The following is a 25,661-nucleotide window of genomic DNA, read 5'->3' on the forward strand; positions in this document are numbered from 1 at the left end:
CATCCATCTCGACGCGGGATGCATTGCATCTTGATAATTCATTTTTCGGGATGGTTTGCGCAGCGTAGCATACAGGGACTGCAATGCAACTGCTGCCGCCACGGCCACAGCCATGCCCAAGCTCCACAGTCTCGACCCCGACCACGCCGCCGCCGGCGCCGCCAGCCCGATAGCGGCGGTGCAGCCGCGTCACGCCGGTGCGGGGGCGGTGGCGATGGCCGGCCTGGTGTCGCTGGCGGTGGTGATGGGAATCGGCCGTTTCGCCTTTACGCCTTTGCTGCCGATGATGCTGCACGACGGCATCGTCGACCTGCATCAGGGCGGCTGGCTGGCGACGGTCAACTACATCGGCTATTTCCTCGGCGCCGCGCTGTGCATGTTTATCCGCCCGGACGCCCTGCGCATGGTGCGCTGGGGGCTGGTGGCGACGGTGCTGCTGACGCTGGGCATGGCGCTGCCGGGCGGCATGCCGGCATGGTCGCTGTGGCGCTTCGCCGCCGGCGTGGCCAGCGCGGTGGTGCTGGTCTATACCGCCGGCTGGTGCCTGCAGCGGCTCGCCGAACTCGGCAAGCCGCAACTGGGCGGATTGATCTTCTGCGGGCCGGGGCTTGGCATCGTTGCCACGGGCCTGGGCGCCTTCGGCATGGTCGGCGCGGGCTGGCATGCCGACCATGGCTGGCTGGCCTTCACCGTCCTGGCCGCGGTGCTTGTGGCTTTGGTGTGGCGCATTTTCGTGGCCACGCCGATCGCCGGAGACGCCGGCCAGCAACCAGCACCTGACGCCGCGCCGCCAGCCGGTGCCGCCGCGCGGCTCGACGCCCAGACCTGGGCCCTGACGCTGGCCTACGGCCTGGCTGGCTTTGGCTACATCATCACCGCCACCTTCCTGCCGGTGATCGCGCGCGAAGCGCTGCCGGGCACGGTCTGGGCCGACCTGTTCTGGCCGATCTTCGGCGCCGGCGTGGCGGTCGGCGCGGTGCTGGCGACGCGGGTGAGCATGGCGCACGACAGCCGCACGCTGCTGACGGTCTCCTACGGCATGCAGGCGCTCGGCGTCGCGATCGCGGTGCTATGGCCGACGGTGGCGGGCTTTGCGCTGAGCAGCCTGCTGGCCGGCCTGCCGTTCACCGCGCTGGTGGCCTTCGCCATGCGCGAGGCCCGGCGCCTGTGGGGGCCGCACGCCCCGCGGCTGATGGGGCTGATGACCGCGTCGTATGGCCTCGGCCAGATCGCCGGTCCGCCGCTGGCGACCGCGCTGGTGGCGCGCACGGGCGGCTTCGCCAGCTCGCTGGCATGCGCGGCGGCGTCGCTGCTGGTGGGCGCGCTGATGTTCGCCTGGATGCGCCGCGCCTGGCCGCTGGCGCCCGCGCGGAGCGGATCGTGAAGGTGCGCTACGATATCGCCTTTGCCGCCTGACGCGCCACGCATCGCGGCTGCCGCGCGTGCGCCGCAGCCCGTGGCGCAGCACAGAAGGCCGGGATCGATCCCGGCACGCGAGACCGGGCGGCGCAGGAGCGAGCCCCATGTCTTTTGCCTTGCAGCCCGCGCGTGCCGCGGGCGTCTCCCCGCAGCCTGTCTCCGCCGAAGAGCAGCGCGTGCGCGTCGACCTTGCCGCGGCCTACCGGCTGGCCGCGCGCGAGGGCTGGGATGACCTGATCTACACCCATATCTCGGCCACCGTGCCTGGTGAGCCCGATCATTTCCTGATCAACCCGTTCGGCTTTGCCTTCGACGAGATCCGCGCCGGCGACCTGGTCAAGATCAATGGCCGCGGCGAGGTGGTGGGCGAGACAGTGCACCCGGTCAACGTTACCGGCTTCGCGCTGCATGCCGCCGTGCACGCGGCCCGGCCCGACGCGATGTGCGTGATGCACCTGCATAACACCGCAGGCATTGCGGTGTCGGCGCAGGCCGCCGGCCTGCTGCCGCTGTCGCAGCACGCGATGCGCTTTTACGGCCGCATCGCCTGTCACGACTACGAGGGCCTGGCGTTCAGCCCGGCCGAAGGCGGGCGGCTGACCGCGTCGTTAGGCGAGCACCCCGCCATGCTGCTGCGCAACCATGGCACGCTGACCGTGGGCCGCACGGTGGCCGAAGCCTACGTGCTGATGGCGACGCTGATCAAGGCCTGCGAGATCCAGATCGCCGCGCAGGCAGGCGGCGCGCTGGTGCAGCCGGATGAGGCGGTCGCGCACAAGACATCCGAGCAACTGTTCGACAACGGCGCGGTCGAGGGCGTGATGGAGTGGCCCGCGCTGCTGCGCAAACTCGATAGAATCGATCCTTCCTACCGGGACTGACTGCCACGTCCCGTGGCGGTTTTCCAGAACACCAATCATCACAAGGAGCATTGCATGCCGACTTTCCACGTCGAAATGTTTGAGGGCCGTACCATCGATCAGAAGCGCAAGTTCGTCGAGGAAGTGACGCGCGTCACCTGCGAGACGCTGGGCTGCTCGGCCTCGGCCGTCGACATCATCATCACCGACGTCAAGCGCGAGAACTGGGCCACCGGCGGCGAACTCTGGGCCGACAAGAAGTAATCCGCCGAGTCCTCCCCCGGCGTTCTCACCTTGCCGTCCCGACTGAACACCATGCAGCACTTCGCCTCCGACAACTACGCCGGCTTCTGCCCGGAATCGCTCAAGTATTTCCTGGAAGCCAACGCCAGCGGCCACGAGCAGGCCTATGGCGACGACAGCTGGACGCAGAAGGTGTGCGACCGCATCCGCGACCTGTTCCAGACCGATTGCGAGGTCTTCTTCGTGTTCAACGGCACGGCGGCCAACTCGCTGGCGCTGTCGGCGCTGTGCCAGTCGTACCACTCGGTGATCTGCCACGAGCTGGCGCATATCGAGACCGACGAGTGCGGCGGCCCGGAGTTCTTTTCCAACGGTTCCAAGCTGCTGACCGCGCCGGGCGAGAACGGCAAGCTCACGCCCGATGCGGTCGAGGCACTGGTCACGCGCCGCTCCGACATCCACTACCCCAAGCCCAAGGTGGTGTCGCTGACGCAGTCGACCGAGGTCGGCACCGTCTACACCGTCGAGGAGGTGCGCGCGATCGCCGCCATCGCCAAGCGCCGGCAACTGCGCGTGCATATGGACGGCGCGCGCTTTGCCAATGCGGTGGCGTCGCTGGGCGTGCATCCGTCCGAGATCACCTGGCGCGCCGGCGTCGACGTGCTGTGCTTTGGCGGCACCAAGAACGGCTTGCCGGTGGGCGAGGCAGTGGTGTTCTTCGACCGCCGCCTCGCCGAGGATTTTGCCTACCGCGTCAAGCAGGCCGGGCAGCTGGCGTCGAAGATGCGGTTTATCTCGGCGCCCTGGCTGGGCCTGCTCGAGAACGATGTCTGGCTGGCCAACGCGCGCCACGCCAATGCGATGGCGCAACGGCTGCAGCAGTGCATTGCCGATATCCCCGGCGTGCGCATCATGTTCCCGACGCAGTCCAACGCCGTCTTCGCCGAGCTGCCGCTGCCGGCGATCGAGGCGCTGCGCGCAAAGGGTTGGCGCTTCTATACCTTCATCGGCGCCGGTGGCTGCCGCTTCATGTGTTCCTGGGACCTGCAGCCGCAGACGGTGGAGGCGCTCGCCGCCGACATGCGCGCGGCATGTGATGCCTCGACGGGTGCCTGAACGCGGCAGCGCGATCATACTGATAACGAGACACCTACAGGAGCCCCCAAATGCAATACCGATTCTGCCCCCAGTGCGGCGCGCCGCTCGAGGTGCTGCCGCTGTCCGGGCGCGAACGCCACGCCTGCGTGCAGCATGAATGCGGCTTCGTGCACTGGAACAACCCGCTGCCTGTGCTGGCCGCGGTGGTGGAGTACCAGGACAAGCTGCTGCTGGCGCGCAACGCCGCCTGGCCGCAGCAGATGTTTGCGCTGGTGACGGGGTTCCTGGAGCGCGACGAGCCGCCCGAGCTGGGCGTGGCGCGCGAACTGAAGGAAGAAACCAACCTCGATACCGAGTCGGTTTCGCTGATCGGCGTCTACGAGTTCATGCGCAAGAACGAGCTGATCATCGCCTATCACGTCAAGGCGACCGGCACCGTCCAACTGTCCGAGGAGCTGGCCGAATACAAGCTGGTGGCGCCCGAGGACGTGCGCGTGTGGTCGGCAGGCACCGGCTTTGCCGTGGCCGACTGGCTGGCCGCGCGCGGCTACCCGGTGCGCTTCTTCGACCGGCAGACCGGTGAGGATATTCCGGACCCGCGCCGCCCGCATGACTTCAGCCAGGTCGGGGCTTCGCTACAATACCGCTGGTAACAGCCTCAGAAACCGAAGGAAGAGACGAATGGAGTTCCAGAAAGAAGTGGATGCGCGCGGCCTGAACTGCCCGCTGCCGATCCTGCGCACCAAGAAGGCGCTGGCCGACATGGTCAGCGGCGAAGTGCTGAAAGTGCTGGCGACCGATCCCGGTGCCACGCGCGATTTCCAGGCCTTTGCCAAGCAGACCGGCAACGAGCTGCTGTCGCATTCGGAAGTCGACAAGGTGTTCGTGTTCTACATGCGCCGCCGCTGATCGAAGAAAAACAAAGAAAAAGCCGCTCTACTAAGCGGCTTTTTTTCGTTTTGGGCGGAGCGAACGCTCAGCTGTTCGGTCGCGTCAGGTGTTCGCGCGACTCCAGGTACGCGCTGAACTCCGCGCCCACTTCCGGGTGCTTCAGCGCAAACTCGACGGTCGCCTTCAGGTAGCCCAGCTTGCTGCCGCAGTCATAGCGGCGGCCCTGATAGCGGTACGCCAGTACCTGTTCCTGATTGAGCAGCGACTGGATCGCGTCGGTCAGCTGGAACTCGCCGCCGGCGCCGGGCTTCAGCTCGCGCAGGTGGTCGAAGATGCGCGGCGTCAGGATGTAGCGGCCGACCACGCCCAGGTTGGACGGGGCGTCTTCCGGCGCCGGCTTCTCGACGATGCTCGACACCTTGATCACGCCCGGCTCCCACTCGCGGCCATCGACCACGCCGTAGGAACGGCTCTGTTCCGGCGAGATTTCCTCGACGCCCAGCACCGAGCAGTTGTAGTGGTTGTAGGTATCCACCATCTGCTTCATCACCGGCGGGTTGCCGTCGATCAGGTCGTCGGCCAGCATGACCGCGAACGGGGTGTCGCCGACCAGCTTGGCGGCGCACAGCACCGCGTGGCCCAGGCCCAGTGCCTCGGGCTGGCGCACGTAGTAGCACTCCACGTTGGCGGGCTTGATCGAGCGCACCACGTCCAGCAGCGCCTGCTTGTTCTTGGCTTCCAGCTCGACTTCCAGCTCGAAGGCCTTGTCGAAATGGTCCTCGATGGCGCGCTTGGAGCGGCCGGTGACGAAAATCATCTCGGTAATGCCGGCGGCCATGGCTTCTTCCACGGCGTACTGGATCAGCGGCTTGTCCACCACCGGCAGCATTTCCTTCGGGCTGGCCTTGGTGGCTGGCAGGAAGCGGGTGCCCAGGCCCGCGACCGGGAAGACGGCCTTGGTGACGCGATTTTCCATATCAGGTGTACCTCTCAGATTCTGGTTCATAACCCTGCCAGCCATTACCGGCGCCGTCTGTCCGGTTTCGTCCGACGCCGCCGGACGGAAACCAGACTGGCAGGGGCGTCATCGGCTGCCGGTCAGGCCGGCAACCGTTGCAGCTGGCCCTGCAGCTTGGCCAGCGTTTGCTCGAAATCGGCGAGGCGTTGTGTCTCCTGCGCCACCACCGCGGGCGGCGCCTTGGCGACAAAGCTCTCGTTGGACAGCTTGCCGCGGCACTTGCCGATCTCGCCCCCGATGCGCTCGATCTCCTTGGACAGGCGCACGCGCTCGGCGGCGACGTCGATCTCGATCTTCAGCAGCAGGTGATTGCCGCCAGCGATGGCCACCGGCGCGCCGGCGCCTTCGGCTTGCAGGGCGCTCTCGTCTTCGAAGACGCGCACCTCGGAAAGTTTCGCAAGCGCCTGGATATGTGCGCTGGCCGCCTTCAGGAATTCGCTGTCGCCTTCGGCATAGAGCGGGATGCGCTGGGCCGGCGAGATGTTCATCTCGCCACGCAGGTTGCGGCATGCGTCGACCACTTCCTTCAGGCGCGCGACCCATTGCTCGGCGTCCTCGTCGATCTTGGCGACGGCCGGCAGAGGGTAGGACTGCAGCGAGATGGTCTCGCTGCCGTCGCCGTTGGCGCGGCCGGCCAGCGGGGCCACCTTCTGCCACAGCTCTTCGGTGATAAACGGGATGATCGGGTGCGCCAGGCGCAGCACGGTCTCGAGCACGCGCAGCAGCGTGCGGCGGGTCGCGCGCTGCTGGGCTTCGGTGCCGGTCTGGATCTGCACCTTGGCCAGTTCCAGGTACCAGTCGCAGTACTCGTCCCAGACGAACTTGTAGATCGCGTTGGCGATATTGTCGAAGCGGTACTCGGCAAAGCCCTTTTCGACGTCGGCCTCCACGCGCTGCAGCAGCGACACGATCCAGCGGTCGGCCTGCGAGAAATGCAGGTAGCCGTCCGGGCCGCAGTCGTTGCTGCACGGGCCCATGCCGCAGTCATGGCCCTCGGTATTCATCAGCACGAAGCGGGTCGCATTCCACAGCTTGTTGCAGAAGTTGCGGTAGCCCTCGCAGCGGCCAGTGTCGAAGTTGATGTTGCGGCCCAGCGTCGCCAGCGAGGCGAAGGTGAAGCGCAGCGCGTCGGCGCCGAAGGCGGGAATGCCTTCCGGGAATTCCTTCTTCGTCTTCTTCTCGATCTTGGGCGCGTCCTTGGGGCGGCGCAGGCCGGTGGTGCGCTTTTTCAGCAGCGTGTCGAGGTCGATGCCGTCGATCAGGTCCACCGGGTCGAGCGTGTTGCCCTCGGACTTGCTCATCTTCTTGCCTTCCGAATCGCGCACCAGGCCGTGCACGTAGACGGTATGGAAGGGCACCTTGCCGGTGAAGTGCTTGGTCATCATGACCATGCGCGCCACCCAGAAGAAGATGATGTCGTAGCCGGTGACCAGCACCGACGACGGCAGGAAGTGCTTCAGTTCCGGGGTTTCCTCGGGCCAGCCCAGCGAGGAGAAGGGCACCAGCGCCGACGAGAACCAGGTGTCGAGCACGTCTTCCTCGCGGCGCAGCGCGCCGGTGCTGCCGGCGGCCTTCGCCTTGGCGAGCGCTTCCTCTTCGGTGCGGCCGACGAAGCAGTTGCCGGCATCGTCGTACCACGCCGGGATCTGGTGGCCCCACCACAGCTGGCGCGAAATACACCAGTCCTGGATATTGCCCAGCCACTGGTTGTAGGTGCTGATCCAGTTCTCGGGCACCAGCTTGATCTCGCCACTCTGCACGGCTTCCAGCGCCACCTCGGCGATGGAGCGGCCGGGGTAGAAGGTCCCTTCCGGCGCTGGCTTGCTCATGGCGACGAACCACTGGTCGGTCAGCATCGGCTCGATCGCGCTGCCGGTGCGCTCGCTGCGCGGGGTCATCAGCTTGTGCTTCTTGACCTCGGCCAGCAGGCCCCGCTTATCCAGGTCCTCGACAATGGCCCTGCGCGCGTCGAAGCGGTCCATGCCGGCGTACGCGGCCGGCGCATCGGCGACGATCTTCGCGTCGAGCGTCAGGATCGACAGCTGCGGCAGGTTGTGGCGCTGGCCGACGGCATAGTCGTTGAAGTCGTGGCCCGGGGTCACCTTGACCACGCCGGTGCCGAACTCGCGGTCGACGTATTCGTCGGCGATGACCGGGATCTGGCGGCCGGTCAGCGGCAGGTGCACCGACTTGCCGATCAGGTGCGCGTAGCGGTCGTCTTCGGGGTGGACCATCACGGCCACGTCGCCCAGCATGGTTTCCGGGCGCGTGGTGGCGACGGTCAGGTGGGTCAGGCCGCCCTTGGCGTCAGCCTCGACCAGCGGATAGCGGATATGCCACAGCGAGCCTTCTTCCTCGACGCTGTCGACTTCCAGGTCCGACACGGCAGTGCCCAGCACCGGGTCCCAGTTGACCAGGCGCTTGCCGCGGTAGATCAGGCCCTGCTCGTACAGGCGCACGAACACTTCGGTCACCGCCTTCGACATCTCCGGCGACATGGTGAAGTACTCGCGGCTCCAGTCGATCGACGCGCCCATGCGCCGCACCTGGCGGGTGATGGTCGAGCCCGATTCTTCCTTCCAGGCCCACACCTTCTCGGTGAACTTCTCGCGGCCGAGGTCATGGCGCGACACGCCCTGGCCCTCGAGCTGGCGTTCCACCACGATCTGGGTGGCGATGCCGGCGTGGTCGGTGCCCGGCACCCACAGCGTATTGGCGCCCAGCATGCGCGCATGGCGCGCCAGGCCGTCCATGATGGTCTGGTTAAAGGCATGGCCCATGTGCAGCGTGCCGGTCACATTCGGCGGCGGCAGCTGGATCGCGAAGTCCGGGCGGGCAGGGTCGAAGGTCGGCTTGGCGATGCCGCGGCTCTCCCACTCGGGTCCCCATTTCGCCTCGATGGCGGCGGGTTCGAAGCTCTTGGCAAGCGATTGGTCTTGGGCGGTCATGCTGGGATGTCGAGGTTGGCGTCTGGATGCGTCGCAGGGCTGGAGCGGGGTGCGGCAGCCTGCGCCTGGCGGCCTTGCGCCAGTGAAACCTCAAATTATACGGGGGCGGGCCGGTCGCTGCCTATTTTGCGGACAGCGGCCCCGGCCGGGAAAGGCTGGCCGGGGCCGGCGAACGCCCGCATGCCGGGCAGTTTTCGCCCCTCGGATGTGACGGATCGGACAGGGCCCATCGGTATAATTGGCGCCATTCCACAAGGCCCCTCCGATGTCCGACCTGCTCGCCAACCTCAATGCCGAACAACTTGCCGCCGTCACCCTGCCTGACGAGCCGGCGCTGATCCTGGCTGGCGCGGGCAGCGGCAAGACCCGCGTGCTGACCACGCGCATCGCCTGGCTGCTGCAGAACGGCCGGGTCTCGCCGGCGGGCATCCTGGCGGTAACCTTCACCAACAAGGCCTCCAAGGAAATGCAGACGCGGCTGCAGTCGATGCTGCCGATCAACACGCGCGGCATGTGGATCGGCACCTTCCACGGCCTGTGCAACCGCATGCTGCGCGCGCATTTCCGCGACGCCGGGCTGCCGCAGACCTTCGCCATCCTGGACAGCCAGGACCAGCTTTCGGCACTGAAGCGGCTGCTCAAGTCGCTCAACGTCGACGACGAGAAGTACCCGGCCAAGAACCTGCAGTACTTCATCAACAACGCCAAGGAGCAGGGGCTGCGCCCGGCCGATGTCGAGGCCAACGACGACTTCAACAAGCGCTTCGTCGACCTCTACGCCGCCTACGACATACAGTGCCAGCGCGAGGGCGTGGTCGATTTTGCCGAACTGCTGCTGCGCTGCTACGAGCTGCTGCGCTACAACGACGCGATCCGCCAGCATTACCAGCACCGCTTCCGCCACGTGCTGGTCGACGAGTTCCAGGACACCAACGTGCTGCAGTACCAGTGGCTCAAGCTGCTGGCCGGCTACGGCACGCAGAACCCGGCCGCCGTCTTTGCCGTGGGCGACGACGACCAGAGCATCTACGCCTTCCGCGGCGCCAACGTCGGCAACATGCGCGACTTCGAGCATGAGTTTCGCGTGCGCCGGCTGATCAAGCTGGAGCAGAACTACCGCTCGCACGGGCATATCCTGGATTCGGCCAACCACCTGATCTCGCACAACGCGCGCCGCCTGGGCAAGAACCTGCGCACCGACGCCGGCCACGGCGAGCCGGTGCGCGTGTACCAGGCCGGCTCCGACGGCCAGGAAGCGGGCTGGATCATCGAGGAGATCCGCGACCAGATCGCGCAGGGCGCCAGCCGTGCCGAGATCGCCATCCTGTACCGCAGCAACGCGCAGTCGCGCGTGATCGAACACGCGCTGTTCTCCGCCGGCATCCCGTACCGCGTTTATGGCGGCCTGCGCTTCTTCGAACGCGCCGAAATCAAGCACGCGCTGGCGTATATGCAGCTGCTGGAGAACCCGCGCAACGATGCGGCCTTCGGCCGCGTGGTCAACTTCCCGGCGCGCGGCATCGGCGCGCGTTCGCTGGAGGTGCTGCAGGACATGGCGCGCCAGTATGGCTGCGCGCTGTCCGAGGCCGTGGCCTACGTGCCCGGCGCGGCTGGCAGCAAGCTTGCCGCCTTCACGCGCCTGATCGACAAGATGCGCGACGACACCCGCCGCATGACGCTGGCCGAGACCGTCGAGTACATGATCAACACCAGCGGCCTGATCACCCACTACCAGGGCGAGAAGGAAGGCCAGGACCGCATCGAGAACTTGCAGGAACTGGTGACTGCCGCGCAGGCCTTCGTGGTGGAAGAAGGCTATGGGCTGGACGCGCTCGCCGCGGTGATCCCCGCGGACCGTGCACCCGCCACGCCGGTGCTGGCCGATGGTGACCAGTCCCTGCAGGTGCTCGACCCCGAGGCGCTGCCGGTGGTGATGACGCCGCTGGTCGCGTTCCTGACGCATGCCTCGCTGGAGGCCGGCGACAACCAGGCCCAGGCCGGGCAGGACGCGGTGCAGATGATGACGGTGCACGCGGCCAAGGGGCTGGAGTTCGACGTGGTCTTTATCACCGGGCTGGAAGAAGGGCTGTTCCCGCACGAGAACAGCATGATGGACCCCGACGGGCTGGAAGAAGAACGCCGCCTGATGTACGTGGCGATCACGCGTGCGCGCGAGCGCCTGTTCCTGTCGTTCGCGCAAAGCCGCGTGCTGCACGGCCAGACCAAGTACCACGTGCGCTCGCGCTTCTTCGAGGAACTGCCCGAAGAAGCGCTGAAGTGGCTGACGCCCGCGGTGCAGGGCTACGGCGGCGTACGCCGCCAGGAACGCGACAACGCCTGGGGCCGCGACTGGTTCCGCAAGCCGGAGGATGTTCCCTACACCGGCACGCGCCCGACCGGCGGCATGGACAAGGGCAACGGCTACGCCGACGCCAAGCGCGAGGCCGGCACCGGCTTGCGCGTGGGCCAGTCGGTGTTCCACAACAAGTTCGGCGAAGGCGTGATCACCGCGCTGGAGGGCGAGGGCAACGACGCCCGCGCCAATATCAAGTTCAAGCGCCACGGCGCCAAGTGGCTGGCGCTGTCGGTGGCGAAGCTGGACGCGATCGACTGAACGGCGCCGGCCGGGCCGGCGCCGCTTGCGGGCTCAGGACAGGGCGTGCCGCACTTCGCCGGCCTTGGACTCGGGGCTGTCCACGGTCAGCAGCGGGTTGATGAACAGCGATGCCACCGCACCGACGCCCAGCAACGCCCCCGAGATCATGAACGGCAGGTCATAGCTCCCGGTCCGCTCGATCAGGTAGCCGAACACCACCGGCGACACCATGCCGGCCAGGCCGAAGCCGGTGTTCATCATGCCGCCCGCGGTGCCGGCGTACTTGCCGGCGATGTCCAGCGGCAGGCTCCACAGCACGGCATTGGTCAACTCCAGGAAGAAGAACGACAGCGACAGCAGGATCACCGCGTTGACGGCATCGGCCGTGAAGGTCATCGGCGCGATAAACATCAGCGAGCCGGCCAGCCCGACGAACAGGATCGCGCCGCGCGCCAGGCGCAGGTTGCCGGTGCGCCGGTAGATGCGGTCCGACAGCACGCCGCCGAGGGTATCGCCTACAACCCCAGCCATCAGCGGCAGCGCGGTGAACAGCGCCAGCTGCTTCAGGTCGAAACCGCGCGCTTCCTTCAGGTACGACGGCAGCCACGTCAGGTAGACCCACAGCGACCAGCCGTAGCAGAAGTCGACGAAGGTCACCAGCCACATGCGCCGGAACAGGCGCCGCCACGGCGTGGGCGCCTTGGCCGCCTGCTGGGAATCGCCGCGCCGGTAGCCGATCTCCTGCAGTTCTTCCGGCGTGACGCGCTTGTGCTGGTCGGGCGAGTCCTTGAACATCATTGCGTACAGCACGGTCCAGCCCAGGCTCACCGCACCCAGCACGACGAAGGCCTCGCGCCATCCCGCCGTGGCGACGATGGCCAGCACGATCGGCGGCGTGATCGCGCCCCCCAGCCGCGCGAAGCTGTGCGTAATGCCCTGCGCGAAGCCGCGTTCCGCCACCGGCATCCAGTAGGTGAAGGCACGCGTGGCGGTCGGGAACGCGCCGCCTTCGCCGATGCCGAGCACGAAGCGCAGCACCACCAGCATCATCACGCTGCCGGCAAAGCCGGTCAGCACCGTCGCCACGCCCCAGATCAGCGACAGCACGATCAGCACCTTCTTGGGCCCGAATTTGTCGGACATCCAGCCGCCCAGGATCTGCATGGCGGCATAGGGATAGGCAAAGGCCGAGAACACCAGCCCGAGTTGCGATGACGTCAGCCCCATCTCTTCGCGGATCAGCGGGGCGGCGACCGAGATGTTGACGCGGTCGATATAGGCGATGAAATACATCAGGCACATGACGCCGAGGATCATATGCCGGGTCTTGATGCGTTGCTTCATAACCACCTCCTATGCGCGGCGGGCGCGCGTGGCGTGAGCGGGGCGGCGGCCGGCGCATGGTCCATTGCCATGCGCTTGCGGCTCGTCAGACGCGCGCCAGTGGTAAGTCCTGGCCGCGCTGCCCCGTCCTTGAGCAAACAGCTGTGTGTCTCCGTGTGTGTCTCCGGAAATCGTGGTGGCGGGTGATTGGGCTCCTTGGCGAGGGTTGTGGGAAGGGAAGGGGCGTCAGGTCAGGCAGGATCCAGCAGCTTGAGTCGCTGCACCTTGCCGGAGGGCCCGCGCGGCAATTCCGCGATGAAGCGGAATTCCCTCGGCGTCTTGTAGCGGCCCAGCTCGCGCAGGCAGTGCGCGCGCAGCGCCGCGACGTCGCAGGGCACGGCCTCGCGCCTGACGATGAAGGCGACGATCTCCTGCCCGTAGGCCGGGTCGGGCACGCCCACCGCCGCCGCTTCCAGCACGCCCGGATGGCGCAGCAGCGCTTCGTCGATCTCGCGCGGCGCGATGTTCTCGCCGCCCTTGATGATCAGTTCCTTGGCGCGGCCGGTGATGAAGAAATAGCCCTCCGCATCGCGGTAGCCGAGGTCGCCGGTGCGCAGCCAGCCGTCGGGTGTAAAGGCTTCGCGCGTGACCTCGGGCGCCTTGTAGTAGCCCGCCATCACGCTCTGGCCTTGCAGCACGATCTCGCCGATCTCGCCATCGGGCAGCGGTTGCCCGTCGCGCCCCAGCACGCGGGCTTGCGTGCCGGACGGGCGGCCGATGCTGCCGATGCGCCGCTGCTGGGGATCAAGCGGATTGCTGAACGCCGGCGCCGCGGTCTCGGTCATGCCCATGGTCTCGATCACGCCGATGCCGAAGCGCTGCTCGAACGCGCGATGGTGCTCGGGCGGCAATGCGGCGGATGCGGAACGGCAGAAGCGCACGCCGGCCGGCGCACGGCCGTCGGGATCGTTGAGCAGGTAGGCGATGATGGTCGGCACCACGTTGAGCCAGGTGCAGCCATGGCGGGCGATGTCGTGCCAGAACGCGCTGGCCGAGAAGCGCATCGGCATCACCACCGAACCGCCATGCACCAGCGGCGCGATCGCGGTCACCACCAGTCCGTTGATGTGGTACAGCGGCAGCGTGGCCAGCACGCGATCCCCCGCGCCGAGCGCATGCTCGCGGCTGACGCTGGCGCCGTTGGCGGAGAGGTTGCGGTGGGTCAGCAGCACGCCCTTGGGCGTGCCGGTGGTGCCGGAGGTGTACATCAGCAGCGCCGGGTGGTGGGGCTGCGGTGGCGGAAGGGTAGCTGCGCCGGGCTGCATTTCCGGCAGCGCGGGCAACATGCTGCCGTCCGGCGCGGTGACCACCACTGGCACCTCGACGCCGGCTTCGGCCAGCGCCGTGCGGATCGCGGCTTCACCTTCGGGCGAGGTGAAAACGAGCTGCGTGTCGGAGTGCCCGAGGATGTAGCGCAGTTGCGCGGGCTGGCACAGCAGGTTGATCGGATTTGCCACCAGACCGCACGCCATGGTGCCAAGCAGCAGCCGCGCGGTTTGCTCGCCGTTGGGCAGGTACACCGACACCGTCTGGCCGCTGGCGAGACCGGCCTCGGCGTAGCGGCTGCCGAGCGCATCGGCGTCGGCAGCCAGGGCGCCGAAGCTGAGCGCGCGGCCGCTGTCGGGAGACAGCAGGTAGGGTTTGTCGGGGGCCTGCGCGGCACGGGCGGCCAGCAGCGTGGCCACGGTGTCGAGCACTTCGGGGCGGATGCGGGCGTTCATTGGCCGACCCTCGCGAAGTAGTCGCCCAGCAGCTCGCGCTCGTCGGGCACGCGCTCGGCGATCGGTTCGGCGATGCGGGTGATGTTGAGGTACTGCCGCCAGCCGAGGTTGTCCGAGAAGTTGTTGCTGCCCCAGGTGCCGCAGCCCATCGACAGCGAGAACGGCAGGCCGTTGTCGAAATTGCCGCCGGTGGCGAAGCAGTGCGCCTGGTTCACGATCACGCGTGCCACCGGGAGTTCCTGCCCGAGTTGCAGCGCCTGCTGTGGATCGGCCGTATGCAGCCCGACCGAGTGGCCCGCGCCCATGTAGTCGTAGAGGCTCGCCACGCGCGCCACGGCGGCCGTGAAGTCCGCCGCGCGATAGAGCGTGAGCACCGGCGAGAGCTTTTCGCCGGAGAAGGGATAGTCGCTGCCGACGCCGGTCTCCGGCACCAGCAGCATGGTCGGCTGCAACGCACGCACGCGTGCCAGGCCCGCCAGCTCGGCAATGCGCGGCGCGCTCTGGCCGCTCATGTCGCCGGCGAGCTTGCCATGCCGCCACATCAGCGCCTGCAGCCGGGCTTTTTCCTCCGCCGTGAGCAGCACCCCGCCGACGGAGGCGAGTGCTTCCAGCATGGGCTGGTAGACCGCGTCGAGGATCACCAGGCTGTTCTCCGACGAGCAGCTGGTGGCGTTGTCGAAGGTCTTGGAGCGAACGATCTTTGCCGCCGCATCGGCCAGCGCCGCGCTGCGATCGACGATGGCGGCAACGTTGCCGGCCCCGACGCCGAAGGCGGGCGTGCCGCAAGTGTAGGCCATGCGCACGTTTGCCTGCGAGCCGGTGGCCACCACCAGGTCGGCCTGGCGCATCAGCTCGGCAGTCGATGCCTTCGACACCGGCGCGGGCAGCATCTGCACCAGGTCCGCGGGCAGGCCGGCGCGCGCGAATTCGGCGTGGATGAACGACAGCAGCAGCTCGCACGTGCCCTGTCCCTTGGGCGAGGGCGCCACCACCACGCTGTTGCCGCACTTGAGCGCGTTGATGATCTTGTTGGCCGGCGTCGCCCCGGGGTTGGTCGACGGCGTGATCGCGGCGACCACGCCGACTGGCCGCGCGATCTCGGTGATGCCGGTGGCCGTGTCACGCGCGATCACGCCGACGGTCTTGCGTCCGTGCAGGTCGCGCAGCAGGCCCAGTGTCTTGCGATGGTTCTTGCGGATCTTGTCGTCGACGTTGCCAAGGCCGGTGTCGGCCACGGCCCGCTCGGCCAGCTGGCGGTTGCGCGCGGGCTCCATGATGGCCCACGCGGCGGCAGCCGCGGCGGTGTCGACGGTGGCCTGGCCGGCACGCGCGAACGCGCGCTGCGCCTGCCGGGCGCGCGCCACGATCGCATCGACCTGGTCTTCCTGCACGGGCACATCGGTGGAATGGGACTGCTGGCGCTGCAGTATCTGCACACTCATGGATCGGCTCCGGGGTTGGGTCGGGTAGGTCCGCCGCGGCGGCCCCGGATCGAATTTAGTGAACCCGGACAGGCATGCCGTCCCAATTTGTGCGCTTTCGCGAGCACGGCTGCGGGCTGCAACCGGTAATGCAGTTTTCGGGACGCCAGGGCGTCCCGGAATCCGCTAAATTGCATCCATGAGCAATCACTCCAACGCCGCCGCGGTGCGCGCCTTCCGGATCCTGGAGATCCTGTCCGCGGCCGACGGGCCCATGCCGCTGTCGGCCATCGTGCAGGAGATCGGGCTGCCCAAGCAGACCGTGCACCGCATCCTCAAGCAGCTGGAAAGCACGTGGCTGGTATCGCGGACAGCGGGCAGCCCAGGCTATGAATGTTCGTCACGCGTGCGCCAGCTCGCGGTCAACGTGCTGATGCAGGCGGGGCCGGCCGCGGCGCGGCACGCGATCCTGCAGCAGCTGGTCGACAAGGTCGGCGAGACCTGCAACCTGACCATGCTGTCGGGCGACGACGTGGTCTACCTGGATCGCGTGGAAACGCAATGGCCGCTGCGCATGCACCTGCAGCCGGGCTCGCGCGTGCCGCTGCATTGCACTGCGAGCGGCAAGCTGTTGCTGGCGTTCCTGCCATGCGCGCAGCGCGAGCGTTTGGTGGCCAACCTGCCGCTGCGCGCGCATTCGGCGCGTACCATCACCGACGCTGCCGCACTGCACGCGGAGCTGGCAGAGACGCGGCGGCGGCGTCTGGGCATCAACAACCAGGAAAACCTTGAGGGGATGATTGCGGTGGCGGTGCCGGTGATGCGCAACCGCAGCCGCGCCTGCGCGGCAATCGCGGTACAGGCGCCGCTGGCGCGGATGACGATGGACCGGCTGATGGGATTCGTGCCCGACCTGCGCATGGCGGCGGACGCGATGGTGAAGACGTTCGGGGAGTAGGGGGGGGTGCTACCCTCTCCCGCTTGCGGGAGAGGGATAGCAGGGCAGGGGCGCTTAAACTGCCGGCGCAGTCGGCTCGACGCCCGGCGGCGTCACGTTGAAGCAACCGCGGTACGTGGCATAGAACGAGCAGTACAGGATCGCCAGCATCAGCAGCGAATACGGCGTCACCAGGAACGACAGCACCGTCTCCGCCCCGAACGCGCTGAACACCGCCTCCAGGAAGAACGGGATCGCCACCAGCAGCATCGCGAACAGCACGATGTAGGTAAAGAACGCGCCACGGTTACGCCAGCACGCGGTCCAGCTGAAGAACAGCGCCTTCACCGGCGGCACGCCATGCCAGGCCGCCAGCAGCGGTGCGAACCAGAACATCATCGCGATCGGCGTGTACAGCAGCGCGCCGATCATCATCGCGTAGTAGAGCTGCCGCACCGCTTCGGCCGAGGGCGCTTCTTCCTTCAGCACGATCGGCACCAGCGCGCTCATGTCGACCACGGCGCCGGCGATCAGTCCCAGCATGAACACCAGCCCGGCATAGATGCCGCCCAGCACCAGCAGGTTGCGCGTGGCTTCCTTGCCGTTGGCGCGAAAGCCCGCCAGCAGTACGGTGGGCAGCACGCGCTTGTTCTGGATCACGTCGCGACAAGCAGTCATCACGCCGACCGACAGGCCCGGCGTGACCACCAGCAGCGCGATGATGCCGATCAGCGGCACCACGATGGCCAGCTGCGCGGCGATCAGGTAGACGAACAGCAGCATCAGGAAGGTCAGCGGGTTCTTGCGGAACAGCCAGATGCCCTGGCGGAACCAGACGTAGCCTTCCTTGGCAGAGACTTCCAGTAGTTGCATACGGATCAGATCCAGGGGAGCGGGCGCGCGGGACTGGCGTCCAGGCGCCGGCGCAGGATGCGTTCGAAATGAGTGGGATCGTGCGGCTGCAGCATGTCGGCCTCGCGCGGCAGGTAGAAGTCCCACAGCCGCGACACCCAGAAACGCAGCGCGCCCGCGCGCAGCATGTCCTGCCAGTGCGCGGCCTCGGTGCCGGTCAGCGGCCTGACCGCATGATAAGCCCGCAGCATCGCCTGCGCCCGCGCGTGGTCGAGTTCGCCGCTGGCCAGGTCGATGCACCAGTCGTTGACGGTGACCGCCAGGTCAAACAGCCACTTGTCGTTGCCGGCAAAGTAGAAATCGAAGAAACCGCCGAGACGGTGGCGGCCGCTGCCGTCTTCCTCGAACAGCACGTTGTCGCGGAACAGGTCGCAGTGGCACGGGCCTTCGCCCAGGCTGGCGTAGTCGGCGCTGCCGAAGAACGCCGCCTGGTGCGCGATTTCCTGTTGCAGCAGGCTGCGCTGGCCGGCGTCGAGGAACGGCAGGATTTCGGGTTCGGTCTGCTGCCACCAGGCCAGGCTGCGCAGGTTGGGCTGGCGGCGCGGATAGTCCTGGCCGGCCAGGTGCATGCGCGCCAGCATGTCGCCGACTTCGGCGCAGTGCTGCGCGTCCGGCGCCAGTTGCGAGGCGCCGGGCAGGCGCGTGACGATGGTGGCGGGCTTGCCCTTGAGGGGGCGCAGGATCTCGCCGTCGCGCGCCGGGATCGGCGCCGGCACGCGGATGCCGCGCTCTGCCAGGTGCGCCATCAGGTGCAGGTAATAAGGCAGCTGCGCGAACGACAGCCGCTCGAAAATGGTCAGCACGTACTGGCGTGTCTGGCCATCCTGATCCATGGTAAGGAAGAAATTGCTGTTCTCGATGCCCGAGGCGATGCCGCGCAGTTCGCGCACTTCGCCAAGGTCGAAATCAAGCAGCCAGCTGGCGATCTCGTCCTGCGAGACCGTGGTGAATACGGCCATACTCGTTGTGTGAAGCGAATCGGAAAGCGGCGGCAAAACAATGGCCGCCGCCGCGGCATGACTGCCGGAGGGCCGGCGCGGCCCGGTCATGCCGGGCCGTGGGTCAGCGTCCCGCCACGGCTGCGGCAGGGCGCTTGCGTGGTCAGAATTTCAAATTGACCGAGGGTACGCGGTTGACATCGTGCTCGCGGATCCGCGGCGAGCTGTCTTCCGGCTTGCTCATCTCGTACTTGGTGCCGAAGCCGGACTTGACCTGGATATCGGTGGCCCGGCCCTTGTCGCGGTACTCGCGCACCTGCGTGCCGTCGCGCTCGTTGAGCTGGAAGCTCGGCTGGCGCGGCTGATTCAGCTGCGTCTTGGCTGCCGGCGCGATCGGCTGGTTGTTGATCTGGTTCAGTTCCTGCTGGGACAGTGCGCTGCTTTCCTGGTTGCCCTGGGCCAGCACGGGCGCGGCCAGCGCAAATGTGGCGGTAGCCGCGGCCATCAGGCGCAGGCCTGCGGGCAGAGGGTCGTCGGACCGGGCAGAACGGCACGACCGGGTGGAACGGGAGGTCATCAGGGGCTCCTGTGCGGCGTCGCGGCGCCATAAAGGCTCATAAAGGCCCATAGAGGCAATTAGGGGCGGCGGGCGGCGCCGCGGCATGCGGCGGTTGGCTGCAACCCGGCGGCGCCGGGCTTGGCAGAACGGACAGGTTCCATTCTAGCAATTCTGCCGTGCCCGGAGGCCGGGCCGTGCCCCGCGGCGCACCCGCGCAACGTCCGGTGTGCCTGACGCGTGACTTGCGGCGCAAGCCCGCCGTGGGCGGGCCCGACGGTGCGCTTACAGGTAGAACATCTCTTCCTTGGGCGGGATCGGCTTGTCGCCGCCACGGCGCTCGTAGTAGTCGTAGACCGCTTCGAGTACTTCATGCGGCTCGTCGACGATCTTCATCAGGTCGAGGTCGTGTTCGGCGATCAGGCCCATCGGCAGCAGCGTGAAGCGGAACCAGTCCAGCAGGCCTTTCCAGAAGCGGCTGCCGAACATGACCACCGGCACCGAGCGCGACTTGCCCGTCTGCACCAGCGTCAGCACCTCGGCCAGCTCGTCCAGCGTGCCGAAGCCGCCCGGCATCACGATAAACGCGTCGGAGTTCTTGACGAAGGTGACCTTGCGCGTGAAGAAGTGGCGGAAGCGCATGGCAATGTCCTGGTACGGATTGCCCTGCTGCTCGTGCGGCAGTTCGATGTTCAGGCCCACGCTGGCCGACTTGCCGGCGTGCGCGCCCTTGTTGGCCGCTTCCATGATGCCGGGGCCGCCGCCCGAGATGACGGCGAAGCCGGCATCGGAGAACAGCCGCGCGATCTCGATGGTGCGCTGGTAGTAGGGCGAATCCTCGCGCAGGCGTGCGCTGCCGTAGATCGACACGGCCGGGCGGATCTCCGAGAGGTACTCGGTCGCCTCGATGAACTCTGCCATAATCGTGAACATTTGCCACGATGCGCGCGCCTTCTTTGCGGTAGCGCGGTCTTCGTCGGCCAGCGCACGCAGGCTGGGGATCATCTTGCGCGGATTGGCGCGTGCGGCCGCTGCGGCGGCTGCTTCTGCCGATTTCTGAGCTGCCACCTCGGGCGGATGGCCTGCGGCGGCGGCATCGGCCGCGGCGGCTACGGCTGCGGCGTGTGCGGACGCTGCCTCCGGCGGAGGTTGTACGGTATCGCCGGAGATATCGGAAACATCCGGATCAGCAAGGGGGGCGGTCGAGGCACCGCCCGCAGCGGCACCAGTCAATTTTGAGTCCATGGGAATGTCGGATAGTCCAAAAACACTCTTGCTCGTCGACGGATCGAGCTATTTGTATCGCGCTTATCACGCTCTGCCGGACCTGAGGAATGGAGAGGGCCTGCCCACAGGGGCAATCTACGGCATGATCAACATGCTGCGCAAGCTGCGCAACGATTACCCGGCAGAGTATAGCGCCTGCGTGTTCGACGCGAAGGGCAAGACCTTCCGCGACGACATGTATCCGGCCTACAAGGAACACCGCCCCTCCATGCCGGAAGACCTGGCCCGCCAGATCGAGCCGATCCACGAAGCCGTGCGCGCGCTGGGCTGGCCGATCGTGGTGGTCGACGGCGTCGAGGCCGACGACGTGATCGGCACGCTGTCCCGCCAGGCCACGGAGCAGGGCGTGCGTACGGTTGTATCCACCGGCGACAAGGACCTGGCGCAGCTGGTCAACGACCGGGTCACGCTGGTCAACACCATGAGCGGCGAAGTGCTCGATCCCCCCGGCGTGGCGGCCAAGTTCGGCGTGCCGCCCGAGCGCATCATCGACTACCTGTCGCTGATCGGCGATGCGGTCGACAACGTCCCTGGCGTGCCCAAGGTGGGCCCCAAGACCGCGGTCAAATGGCTGGCCGAGCATGGCTCGCTCGACGGCGTGATGGCCGCCGCGCCGGGCATGAAGGGCGTGGTCGGCGAAAACCTGCGCAATACGCTTGACTGGCTGCCGATGGCGCGCCAGCTGGTCACGGTCAAGACCGACTGCGACCTGAGCAAGGCGGTGGCGGATTTCCACGCCCTGCGCGAGACCGGCGAGGACAAGGACAAGCTGGTCGAATTCTTCCAGCGCTACGGCTTCAAGACCTGGCTGCGCGAGGCCACCGGCGAACGCCTGCCGGATTCGCGTACCCAGGCGCGCGCGCAGGCCCGCGCCCACGCGGCCGCGGCGCCGGCGCAGGGCGGCCTGTTCGATGCGCCGGCCGCATCCGCCGACAATGTGGTCCAGGCAACGGAAGAGAGCGCGCCCACCGAGATCCGCTACGAGACGGTCACCACCCAGGGCATGCTGGAAGACTGGATGCGGCGCATCGAGACCGCGCCGCTGGTGGCGATCGATACCGAGACCGATTCGCTCGATCCCATGCAGGCGCAGCTGGTCGGCATCTCGTTGTCGGCGACGCCGGGCGAAGCCTGCTACATCCCCGTGGCGCACCGCGGCCCGGACGTGGCCGGCCTGCCCGAGCATGGGCAGCTCTCGCGTGATTTCGTGCTGGAGCGCATGCGCGCCTGGCTCGAAGACGCCTGCCGCCCCAAGCTCGGCCAGAACCTGAAATACGACATCCACGTCTTCGCCAACCACGGCGTGACGCTGCGCGGCGTGGCGCACGACACCATGCTGCAGAGCTACGTGCTGGCCTCGCACCGCAACCACGGCATGGACAGCCTGGCCGAGCGGCTGCTCAGCCTGAAGACCATCACCTACGAAGAAGTGTGCGGCAAGGGCGCAGGCCAGATCTGCTTCGATCAGATCGACCTGGCGCGCGCCACCGAGTACGCCGCCGAAGACGCCGACGTGACGCTGCGCCTGCATCGCAAGATGATCCCGCAGGTGGAAGCCGCCGCAGGGCTGCGCCGTGTGTACGAAGAGATCGAGATGCCGGTCTCGGTCGTGCTGCAGAAGATCGAGCGCAACGGCGTGCTGATCGATGCCGAACGCCTGGCCGCGCAGAGCGCCGAGCTGGGGCAGCGCATGCTGGCGCTGGAGCAGTCCGCTTACGAGGCCGCGGGCCAGCCGTTCAACCTGGGCTCGCCCAAGCAGATCGGCGAGATCCTGTTCAACCAGATGAAGCTGCCGGTGGTGAAGAAGACTGCCAGCGGCGCACCGTCGACCGACGAAGAGGTGCTGCAGAAGCTGGCCGAGGACTACCCGCTGCCCAAGCTGCTGCTCGACTACCGCGGCCTGGCCAAGCTCAAGTCCACCTACACCGACAAGCTGCCCAAGATGGTCAACACGCGCACCGGCCGCGTGCACACCAGCTACGGACAGGCGACCGCGGTGACGGGCCGGCTGGCATCGACCGAACCCAACCTGCAGAACATCCCGGTGCGCACCGAGGAAGGCCGCCGCATCCGCGAAGCCTTTATCGCCGAGCCGGGCAGCGTGATCGTGTCGGCCGACTACTCGCAGATCGAGCTGCGCATCATGGCCCATATCTCGGGCGACGAGAACCTGCTGCGCGCCTTCGCCAACGGCGAGGACATCCACCGCGCCACCGCTGCCGAGATCTTCGGCGTGGAGCGCGACGCGGTCAGCAGCGAGCAGCGCCGCTATGCCAAGGTCATCAACTTTGGCCTGATCTACGGCATGAGCGCATTCGGGCTGGCCAGCAACCTGGGCATCGAGCGCGATGCGGCCAAGCACTACATCGACCGCTACTTCATGCGCTATCCCGGCGTGGCGCACTACATGGAAGAAACCCGGCAGACCGCGCGCGAGCAGGGCTATGTCGAGACCGTGTTCGGCCGCCGGCTGTGGCTGCCCGACATCAATGGCGGCAGCGGCCCGCGCCGCCAGGCCGCCGAGCGCGCGGCCATCAACGCGCCGATGCAGGGCACGGCCGCCGACCTGATCAAGCTGTCGATGATCGCGGTGCAGGGCTGGCTGGAGCGCGACGGGTTGCAGACGCGCCAGATCATGCAAGTACACGATGAACTGGTGCTGGAAGTGCCCGAACATGAGGTGGAACTGGTGAAAGCGCGCCTGCCGGAGCTGATGTGCGCGGTGGCGCAGTTGCGCGTGCCACTGGTGGCCGAGGTGGGCAGCGGCGCCAACTGGGAAGAAGCGCACTGAAGCCGCACTGAAGTTGACCTGACAACCCTCCGCCCGCGCTGCATGGTGGTATCGATTGAAGCGACTGCTGAATCGGTTTATGCGGCTTGCCATGCATGCTGCAATGCAGCAGACTGTGGTCCATGCCTCAGGCACGGATTTCACAATACGCACGGGTAGACCATGACAGAAGCAAAGGCGCACCGCATCGTTGTCGTCGGCGGCGGGGCAGGAGGGCTGGAACTGGTAACCAGGCTGGGCGACAAGCTTGGCAAGAAGGGAACGGCGCAGGTGGTCCTGGTGGACCGCTTGCCTACCCACATCTGGAAACCGCTGCTGCATGAAGTTGCCGCCGGCAGCATGGACCCCAACACGCACCAGCTGGAATACGCGGCGCAGGCGCGCTGGCACCATTTCGAGTTCCAGCAGGGCGAGCTGACCGGCATCGACCGCGCGCGCAAGACCATCGCGGTGTCTGCCTGCTACGACCAGGACGGCGCCGAGCTGCTGCCCGCGCGCGAGCTGCCGTACGACACGCTGGTGCTGGCGATCGGCTGCGTCACCCATTTCTTCGGCGTGCCGGGCGCCGCCGAACACGCCATCGCGCTCGATACCGTGGCGCAGGCGGAACGCTTCCGCAAGCGGCTGATCGCCGCCTGCGTGCGCGCGCAGAACGGACGCGGGCGCATGGGCGAGGACGGCCGCCCGCGCGTGGACGTTGCCATCATCGGTGCCGGCGCCACCGGCGTCGAACTGTCGGCCGAGCTGCGCAACACCGCGCATGTGCTCAGCGCCTATGGCCTGCACCGCCTCGATCCGCGCCGCGACGTGCGCATCCATGTGATCGAGGCCGGCCCGCGTATCCTGCCGGCGCTGTCGGAGCGCGTCTCCGCAGAGACCGCCAAGCTGCTGAAGAAGCTCGATGTCGATGTCTTTACCAGCGAGCGCGTCACCGAGGTCACGCCGCAGGCCGTGCTGACCGCAAGCGGCAAGACCATCGATGCCGACCTGACAGTATGGGCCGCGGGCATCACCGCGCCGCAGGTGCTGGCCACGCTGGGCCTGCCGGCCAGCCGCCAGGGCCAGGTCGTGGTCGGTCCGACGCTGCAGAGCGAGGGCGATCCCGACATCTTCGCCTTCGGCGACTGCGCCAGCTGCCCGTGGCCGGAGAAGCAGACCTCGGTGCCGCCGCGCGCGCAGGCGGCGCACCAGCAGGCTACCTTTCTCTACCAGGCGCTGTGCGCGCGGCTCGAAGGCAAGCCGCTGCCGTCGTTCGCTTTCAAGGATTTCGGTTCGCTGGTGTCGCTGGGGCACTTCAGCGCGGTGGGCAGCCTGATGGGCGGGCTGATCGGCGGCTCGATGTTTATCGAGGGGCTGATGGCGCGCGTCATGTACACCTCGCTGTACCGGATGCACGTGATGGCGCTGCATGGCGCGGTCGGCATGGCGCTGGACACCGTGTCGCACTGGCTGCGCAGCAAGACCAGCCCGCGGGTGAAATTGCACTGAGGCTGCGCCGAGGCTGCACTGAGGAGAACGTCGTGCCAGCATGAGCACGAAGCGTCATGTCTGCTTAGAATCGGTGGCTGGCGATTTTCGGCGCGCCAGCCACCCATGTTCCTGGAGACACGCATGCTCAAACCTGAAGTGGAAAGCCTCGTTCCCGGCCAGGCCTTCGACCGCCGCGGCTTCGTCAAGACGGCGCTAGGTTCCGCCTTTGCCGCGGCTGCCTTGCCGGTGATGGCCCAGCAAGCCATCAAGACCGATTTCGCCGGCCTGAGCGCCGGTGAAGTCACGATTCCGTCCGGCGGCTTCAGCATGCCCGTCTACCGGGCCCAGCCGGAAGGCAAGAAGAACCTGCCGGTGGTGCTGGTCATCAGCGAAATCTTCGGCGTACATGAATACATCGCCGATGTCTGCCGGCGCTTCGCCAAGCTCGGCTACCTGGCGATCGCGCCCGAACTGTTCGCGCGCCAGGGCGATCCGCAGAGCTTCGGTTCCATCCAGGAACTGCAGCGCGAGGTGATCGCCAAGGTCTCGGACGCCCAGGTCATGGGCGACCTCGACGCCGCGGTGGCGTGGGCCCGCGCCAATGGCGGCGACGTGTCGCGGCTCGGCATCACCGGCTTTTGCTGGGGTGGCCGCATCGCCTGGCTGTTCGCGGCCCACAGCCGCCAGCTCAAGGCCGCCGTGGCCTGGTACGGCCAGCTGTCGCCCGAGACCACGCCGCTGAAGCCGAAGAACCCGATCGACCTGGTCGGCCAGCTGCATGCCCCGGTGCTTGGCCTCTACGGCGGCAAGGACACCGGCATCCCGCTGGAGCAGGTGGAGAAGATGAAGGCGGCGCTGGCGGCTTCGTCCGACCCGGCCGCCAAGGCCTCGCGCTTCGTTGTCTATCCGGAGTCCGGTCACGCCTTCCATGCCGACTACCGGCCCAGCTACCGCGAGGCGGACGCGAAGGACGGCTGGCAAAAGTGCCTGGCCTGGTTCAAGCAGCACGGCGTGGCGTGATCCTTTCCGCGTGGCCCGGCCGACAGCAGGATTGCAAAGTCCCGGCGGATACGTACAATGCGGCCTTTGAGTTATTGCAACATTGTTGCGTTAGCCGTCCGGCGCAATGCGGGCGGAACGGCGGGGCTGCTGAACGATGGCTGAAAGGCCGG

20 protein-coding genes are annotated in these 25,661 nt (G+C 67.3%); 11 read left to right on the forward strand and 9 right to left on the reverse strand.

Annotated elements, in window-relative coordinates; translation table 11 throughout:
* The first annotated feature begins 112 nt into the window (after nt 1–112).
* From J8I82_RS17860 to J8I82_RS17885, 6 genes are all read left to right on the forward strand, one after another.
* Entirely contained in the window at nt 113–1,384 is a 1,272-nt protein-coding gene (locus J8I82_RS17860; RefSeq protein ID WP_209759829.1) for a YbfB/YjiJ family MFS transporter, read from the forward strand.
* A gap of 139 nt (nt 1,385–1,523) precedes the next feature.
* Nucleotides 1,524–2,300 carry a class II aldolase/adducin family protein gene (locus J8I82_RS17865; RefSeq protein ID WP_209759830.1) on the forward strand — a complete coding sequence of 259 codons (777 nt, stop codon included), beginning with the start codon at nt 1,524–1,526 and terminating at the stop codon, nt 2,298–2,300.
* Nucleotides 2,301–2,354: 54 nt separating this feature from the next.
* The gene (locus tag J8I82_RS17870) at nt 2,355–2,543 is read left to right on the forward strand and encodes a 4-oxalocrotonate tautomerase (RefSeq protein WP_029045525.1); all 189 of its coding nucleotides are present in this window, start codon (nt 2,355–2,357) and stop codon (nt 2,541–2,543) included.
* A 51-nt stretch (nt 2,544–2,594) separates the two neighbouring features.
* The gene (locus tag J8I82_RS17875; RefSeq protein ID WP_209759832.1) at nt 2,595–3,638 is read left to right on the forward strand and encodes a threonine aldolase family protein; all 1,044 of its coding nucleotides are present in this window, start codon (nt 2,595–2,597) and stop codon (nt 3,636–3,638) included.
* A 50-nt stretch (nt 3,639–3,688) separates the two neighbouring features.
* Nucleotides 3,689–4,273 carry an NUDIX domain-containing protein gene (locus J8I82_RS17880; protein ID WP_209759834.1) on the forward strand — a complete coding sequence of 195 codons (585 nt, stop codon included), beginning with the start codon at nt 3,689–3,691 and terminating at the stop codon, nt 4,271–4,273.
* A 28-nt stretch (nt 4,274–4,301) separates the two neighbouring features.
* Nucleotides 4,302–4,529 (forward strand): sulfurtransferase TusA family protein, encoded by a 228-nt coding sequence (locus tag J8I82_RS17885; protein WP_209759836.1) that lies wholly within the window; start codon nt 4,302–4,304, stop codon nt 4,527–4,529.
* A gap of 67 nt (nt 4,530–4,596) precedes the next feature.
* Here the strand turns inward: J8I82_RS17885 and galU are convergent, their stop codons facing one another.
* Together galU and J8I82_RS17895 are read right to left on the reverse strand one after the other, a co-directional pair.
* Entirely contained in the window at nt 4,597–5,487 is an 891-nt protein-coding gene (gene galU, locus J8I82_RS17890) for a UTP--glucose-1-phosphate uridylyltransferase GalU (protein ID WP_209759838.1), read from the reverse strand.
* Between the two features lie 122 nt (nt 5,488–5,609).
* Nucleotides 5,610–8,477, reverse strand: a complete 2,868-nt coding sequence (locus tag J8I82_RS17895; protein WP_209759840.1) for a valine--tRNA ligase — start codon at nt 8,475–8,477, stop codon at nt 5,610–5,612.
* Between the two features lie 265 nt (nt 8,478–8,742).
* Here J8I82_RS17895 and J8I82_RS17900 point away from each other — a divergent pair, with 265 nt between their 5' ends.
* Nucleotides 8,743–11,091, forward strand: coding sequence for a UvrD-helicase domain-containing protein (locus tag J8I82_RS17900; protein WP_209759842.1), 2,349 nt, complete (start codon nt 8,743–8,745; stop codon nt 11,089–11,091).
* 33 nt (nt 11,092–11,124) lie between these two features.
* Here the strand turns inward: J8I82_RS17900 and J8I82_RS17905 are convergent, their stop codons facing one another.
* From J8I82_RS17905 to sauS, 3 genes are all read right to left on the reverse strand, one after another.
* Nucleotides 11,125–12,417 carry an MFS transporter gene (locus J8I82_RS17905; protein ID WP_209759844.1) on the reverse strand — a complete coding sequence of 431 codons (1,293 nt, stop codon included), beginning with the start codon at nt 12,415–12,417 and terminating at the stop codon, nt 11,125–11,127.
* A gap of 230 nt (nt 12,418–12,647) precedes the next feature.
* Complete coding sequence (locus J8I82_RS17910; RefSeq protein ID WP_209759846.1) at nt 12,648–14,177, reverse strand: acyl--CoA ligase; 1,530 nt, start codon at nt 14,175–14,177, stop codon at nt 12,648–12,650.
* A complete protein-coding gene (gene sauS / locus J8I82_RS17915; protein ID WP_209759848.1) occupies nt 14,174–15,619 on the reverse strand; it encodes an acylating sulfoacetaldehyde dehydrogenase in 1,446 nt (481 codons plus the stop codon). Before sauS ends, J8I82_RS17910 begins: the two co-directional genes overlap by 4 nt.
* A gap of 178 nt (nt 15,620–15,797) precedes the next feature.
* Between sauS and J8I82_RS17920 the strand changes: the two genes are divergently transcribed.
* Nucleotides 15,798–16,556, forward strand: a complete 759-nt coding sequence (locus J8I82_RS17920) for an IclR family transcriptional regulator (RefSeq protein ID WP_115661522.1) — start codon at nt 15,798–15,800, stop codon at nt 16,554–16,556.
* A gap of 54 nt (nt 16,557–16,610) precedes the next feature.
* On the opposite strand, the gene J8I82_RS17925 is transcribed toward J8I82_RS17920, so the two are convergent.
* The 4 genes from J8I82_RS17925 to J8I82_RS17940 all read right to left on the reverse strand — a co-directional run bounded on the left by J8I82_RS17925 (nt 16,611) and on the right by J8I82_RS17940 (nt 20,186).
* On the reverse strand, nt 16,611–17,408 hold the full coding sequence (locus J8I82_RS17925) for a BPSS1780 family membrane protein (protein WP_209759850.1): 798 nt from the start codon (nt 17,406–17,408) through the stop codon (nt 16,611–16,613).
* Between the two features lie 5 nt (nt 17,409–17,413).
* Complete coding sequence (locus J8I82_RS17930) at nt 17,414–18,406, reverse strand: homoserine kinase (protein ID WP_209759851.1); 993 nt, start codon at nt 18,404–18,406, stop codon at nt 17,414–17,416.
* A gap of 142 nt (nt 18,407–18,548) precedes the next feature.
* Nucleotides 18,549–18,962, reverse strand: coding sequence for a hypothetical protein (locus tag J8I82_RS17935; protein ID WP_209759853.1), 414 nt, complete (start codon nt 18,960–18,962; stop codon nt 18,549–18,551).
* A gap of 264 nt (nt 18,963–19,226) precedes the next feature.
* The gene (locus J8I82_RS17940; RefSeq protein ID WP_245179862.1) at nt 19,227–20,186 is read right to left on the reverse strand and encodes an LOG family protein; all 960 of its coding nucleotides are present in this window, start codon (nt 20,184–20,186) and stop codon (nt 19,227–19,229) included.
* 4 nt (nt 20,187–20,190) lie between these two features.
* Between J8I82_RS17940 and polA the strand changes: the two genes are divergently transcribed.
* The 3 genes from polA (at nt 20,191) to J8I82_RS17955 (ending at nt 25,509) form a co-directional block, all read left to right on the forward strand.
* Nucleotides 20,191–23,019 carry a DNA polymerase I gene (gene polA, locus J8I82_RS17945; protein WP_209759855.1) on the forward strand — a complete coding sequence of 943 codons (2,829 nt, stop codon included), beginning with the start codon at nt 20,191–20,193 and terminating at the stop codon, nt 23,017–23,019.
* 162 nt (nt 23,020–23,181) lie between these two features.
* Nucleotides 23,182–24,507 carry an NAD(P)/FAD-dependent oxidoreductase gene (locus tag J8I82_RS17950; protein ID WP_209759857.1) on the forward strand — a complete coding sequence of 442 codons (1,326 nt, stop codon included), beginning with the start codon at nt 23,182–23,184 and terminating at the stop codon, nt 24,505–24,507.
* Nucleotides 24,508–24,630: 123 nt separating this feature from the next.
* On the forward strand, nt 24,631–25,509 hold the full coding sequence (locus J8I82_RS17955; RefSeq protein WP_209759859.1) for a dienelactone hydrolase family protein: 879 nt from the start codon (nt 24,631–24,633) through the stop codon (nt 25,507–25,509).
* Nucleotides 25,510–25,661 lie beyond the last annotated feature (152 nt).

Source organism: Cupriavidus consociatus, from assembly GCF_017814975.1.
Taxonomy (GTDB): Bacteria; Pseudomonadota; Gammaproteobacteria; order Burkholderiales; family Burkholderiaceae; genus Cupriavidus; species Cupriavidus consociatus.

Excerpts from the sequence above, each read along its gene's own strand:
- J8I82_RS17920 (WP_115661522.1), top strand. The coding sequence starts at position 15,798 with ATGAGCAATCACTCCAACGCCGCCGCGGTGCGCGCCTTCCGGATCCTG.
- J8I82_RS17860 (WP_209759829.1), top strand. The coding sequence starts at position 113 with ATGCCCAAGCTCCACAGTCTCGACCCCGACCACGCCGCCGCCGGCGCC.
- J8I82_RS17930 (WP_209759851.1), bottom strand. The coding sequence starts at position 18,406 with ATGGCCGTATTCACCACGGTCTCGCAGGACGAGATCGCCAGCTGGCTG.
- J8I82_RS17900 (WP_209759842.1), top strand. The coding sequence starts at position 8,743 with ATGTCCGACCTGCTCGCCAACCTCAATGCCGAACAACTTGCCGCCGTC.
- sauS (WP_209759848.1), bottom strand. The coding sequence starts at position 15,619 with ATGAGTGTGCAGATACTGCAGCGCCAGCAGTCCCATTCCACCGATGTG.
- J8I82_RS17885 (WP_209759836.1), top strand. The coding sequence starts at position 4,302 with ATGGAGTTCCAGAAAGAAGTGGATGCGCGCGGCCTGAACTGCCCGCTG.
- galU (WP_209759838.1), bottom strand. The coding sequence starts at position 5,487 with ATGGAAAATCGCGTCACCAAGGCCGTCTTCCCGGTCGCGGGCCTGGGC.
- J8I82_RS17940 (WP_245179862.1), bottom strand. The coding sequence starts at position 20,186 with ATGGACTCAAAATTGACTGGTGCCGCTGCGGGCGGTGCCTCGACCGCC.
- J8I82_RS17870 (WP_029045525.1), top strand. The coding sequence starts at position 2,355 with ATGCCGACTTTCCACGTCGAAATGTTTGAGGGCCGTACCATCGATCAG.
- J8I82_RS17865 (WP_209759830.1), top strand. The coding sequence starts at position 1,524 with ATGTCTTTTGCCTTGCAGCCCGCGCGTGCCGCGGGCGTCTCCCCGCAG.
- J8I82_RS17905 (WP_209759844.1), bottom strand. The coding sequence starts at position 12,417 with ATGAAGCAACGCATCAAGACCCGGCATATGATCCTCGGCGTCATGTGC.
- J8I82_RS17925 (WP_209759850.1), bottom strand. The coding sequence starts at position 17,408 with ATGCAACTACTGGAAGTCTCTGCCAAGGAAGGCTACGTCTGGTTCCGC.
- J8I82_RS17955 (WP_209759859.1), top strand. The coding sequence starts at position 24,631 with ATGCTCAAACCTGAAGTGGAAAGCCTCGTTCCCGGCCAGGCCTTCGAC.
- J8I82_RS17875 (WP_209759832.1), top strand. The coding sequence starts at position 2,595 with ATGCAGCACTTCGCCTCCGACAACTACGCCGGCTTCTGCCCGGAATCG.
- J8I82_RS17910 (WP_209759846.1), bottom strand. The coding sequence starts at position 14,177 with ATGAACGCCCGCATCCGCCCCGAAGTGCTCGACACCGTGGCCACGCTG.
- J8I82_RS17895 (WP_209759840.1), bottom strand. The coding sequence starts at position 8,477 with ATGACCGCCCAAGACCAATCGCTTGCCAAGAGCTTCGAACCCGCCGCC.
- J8I82_RS17935 (WP_209759853.1), bottom strand. The coding sequence starts at position 18,962 with ATGACCTCCCGTTCCACCCGGTCGTGCCGTTCTGCCCGGTCCGACGAC.
- polA (WP_209759855.1), top strand. The coding sequence starts at position 20,191 with ATGTCGGATAGTCCAAAAACACTCTTGCTCGTCGACGGATCGAGCTAT.
- J8I82_RS17880 (WP_209759834.1), top strand. The coding sequence starts at position 3,689 with ATGCAATACCGATTCTGCCCCCAGTGCGGCGCGCCGCTCGAGGTGCTG.
- J8I82_RS17950 (WP_209759857.1), top strand. The coding sequence starts at position 23,182 with ATGACAGAAGCAAAGGCGCACCGCATCGTTGTCGTCGGCGGCGGGGCA.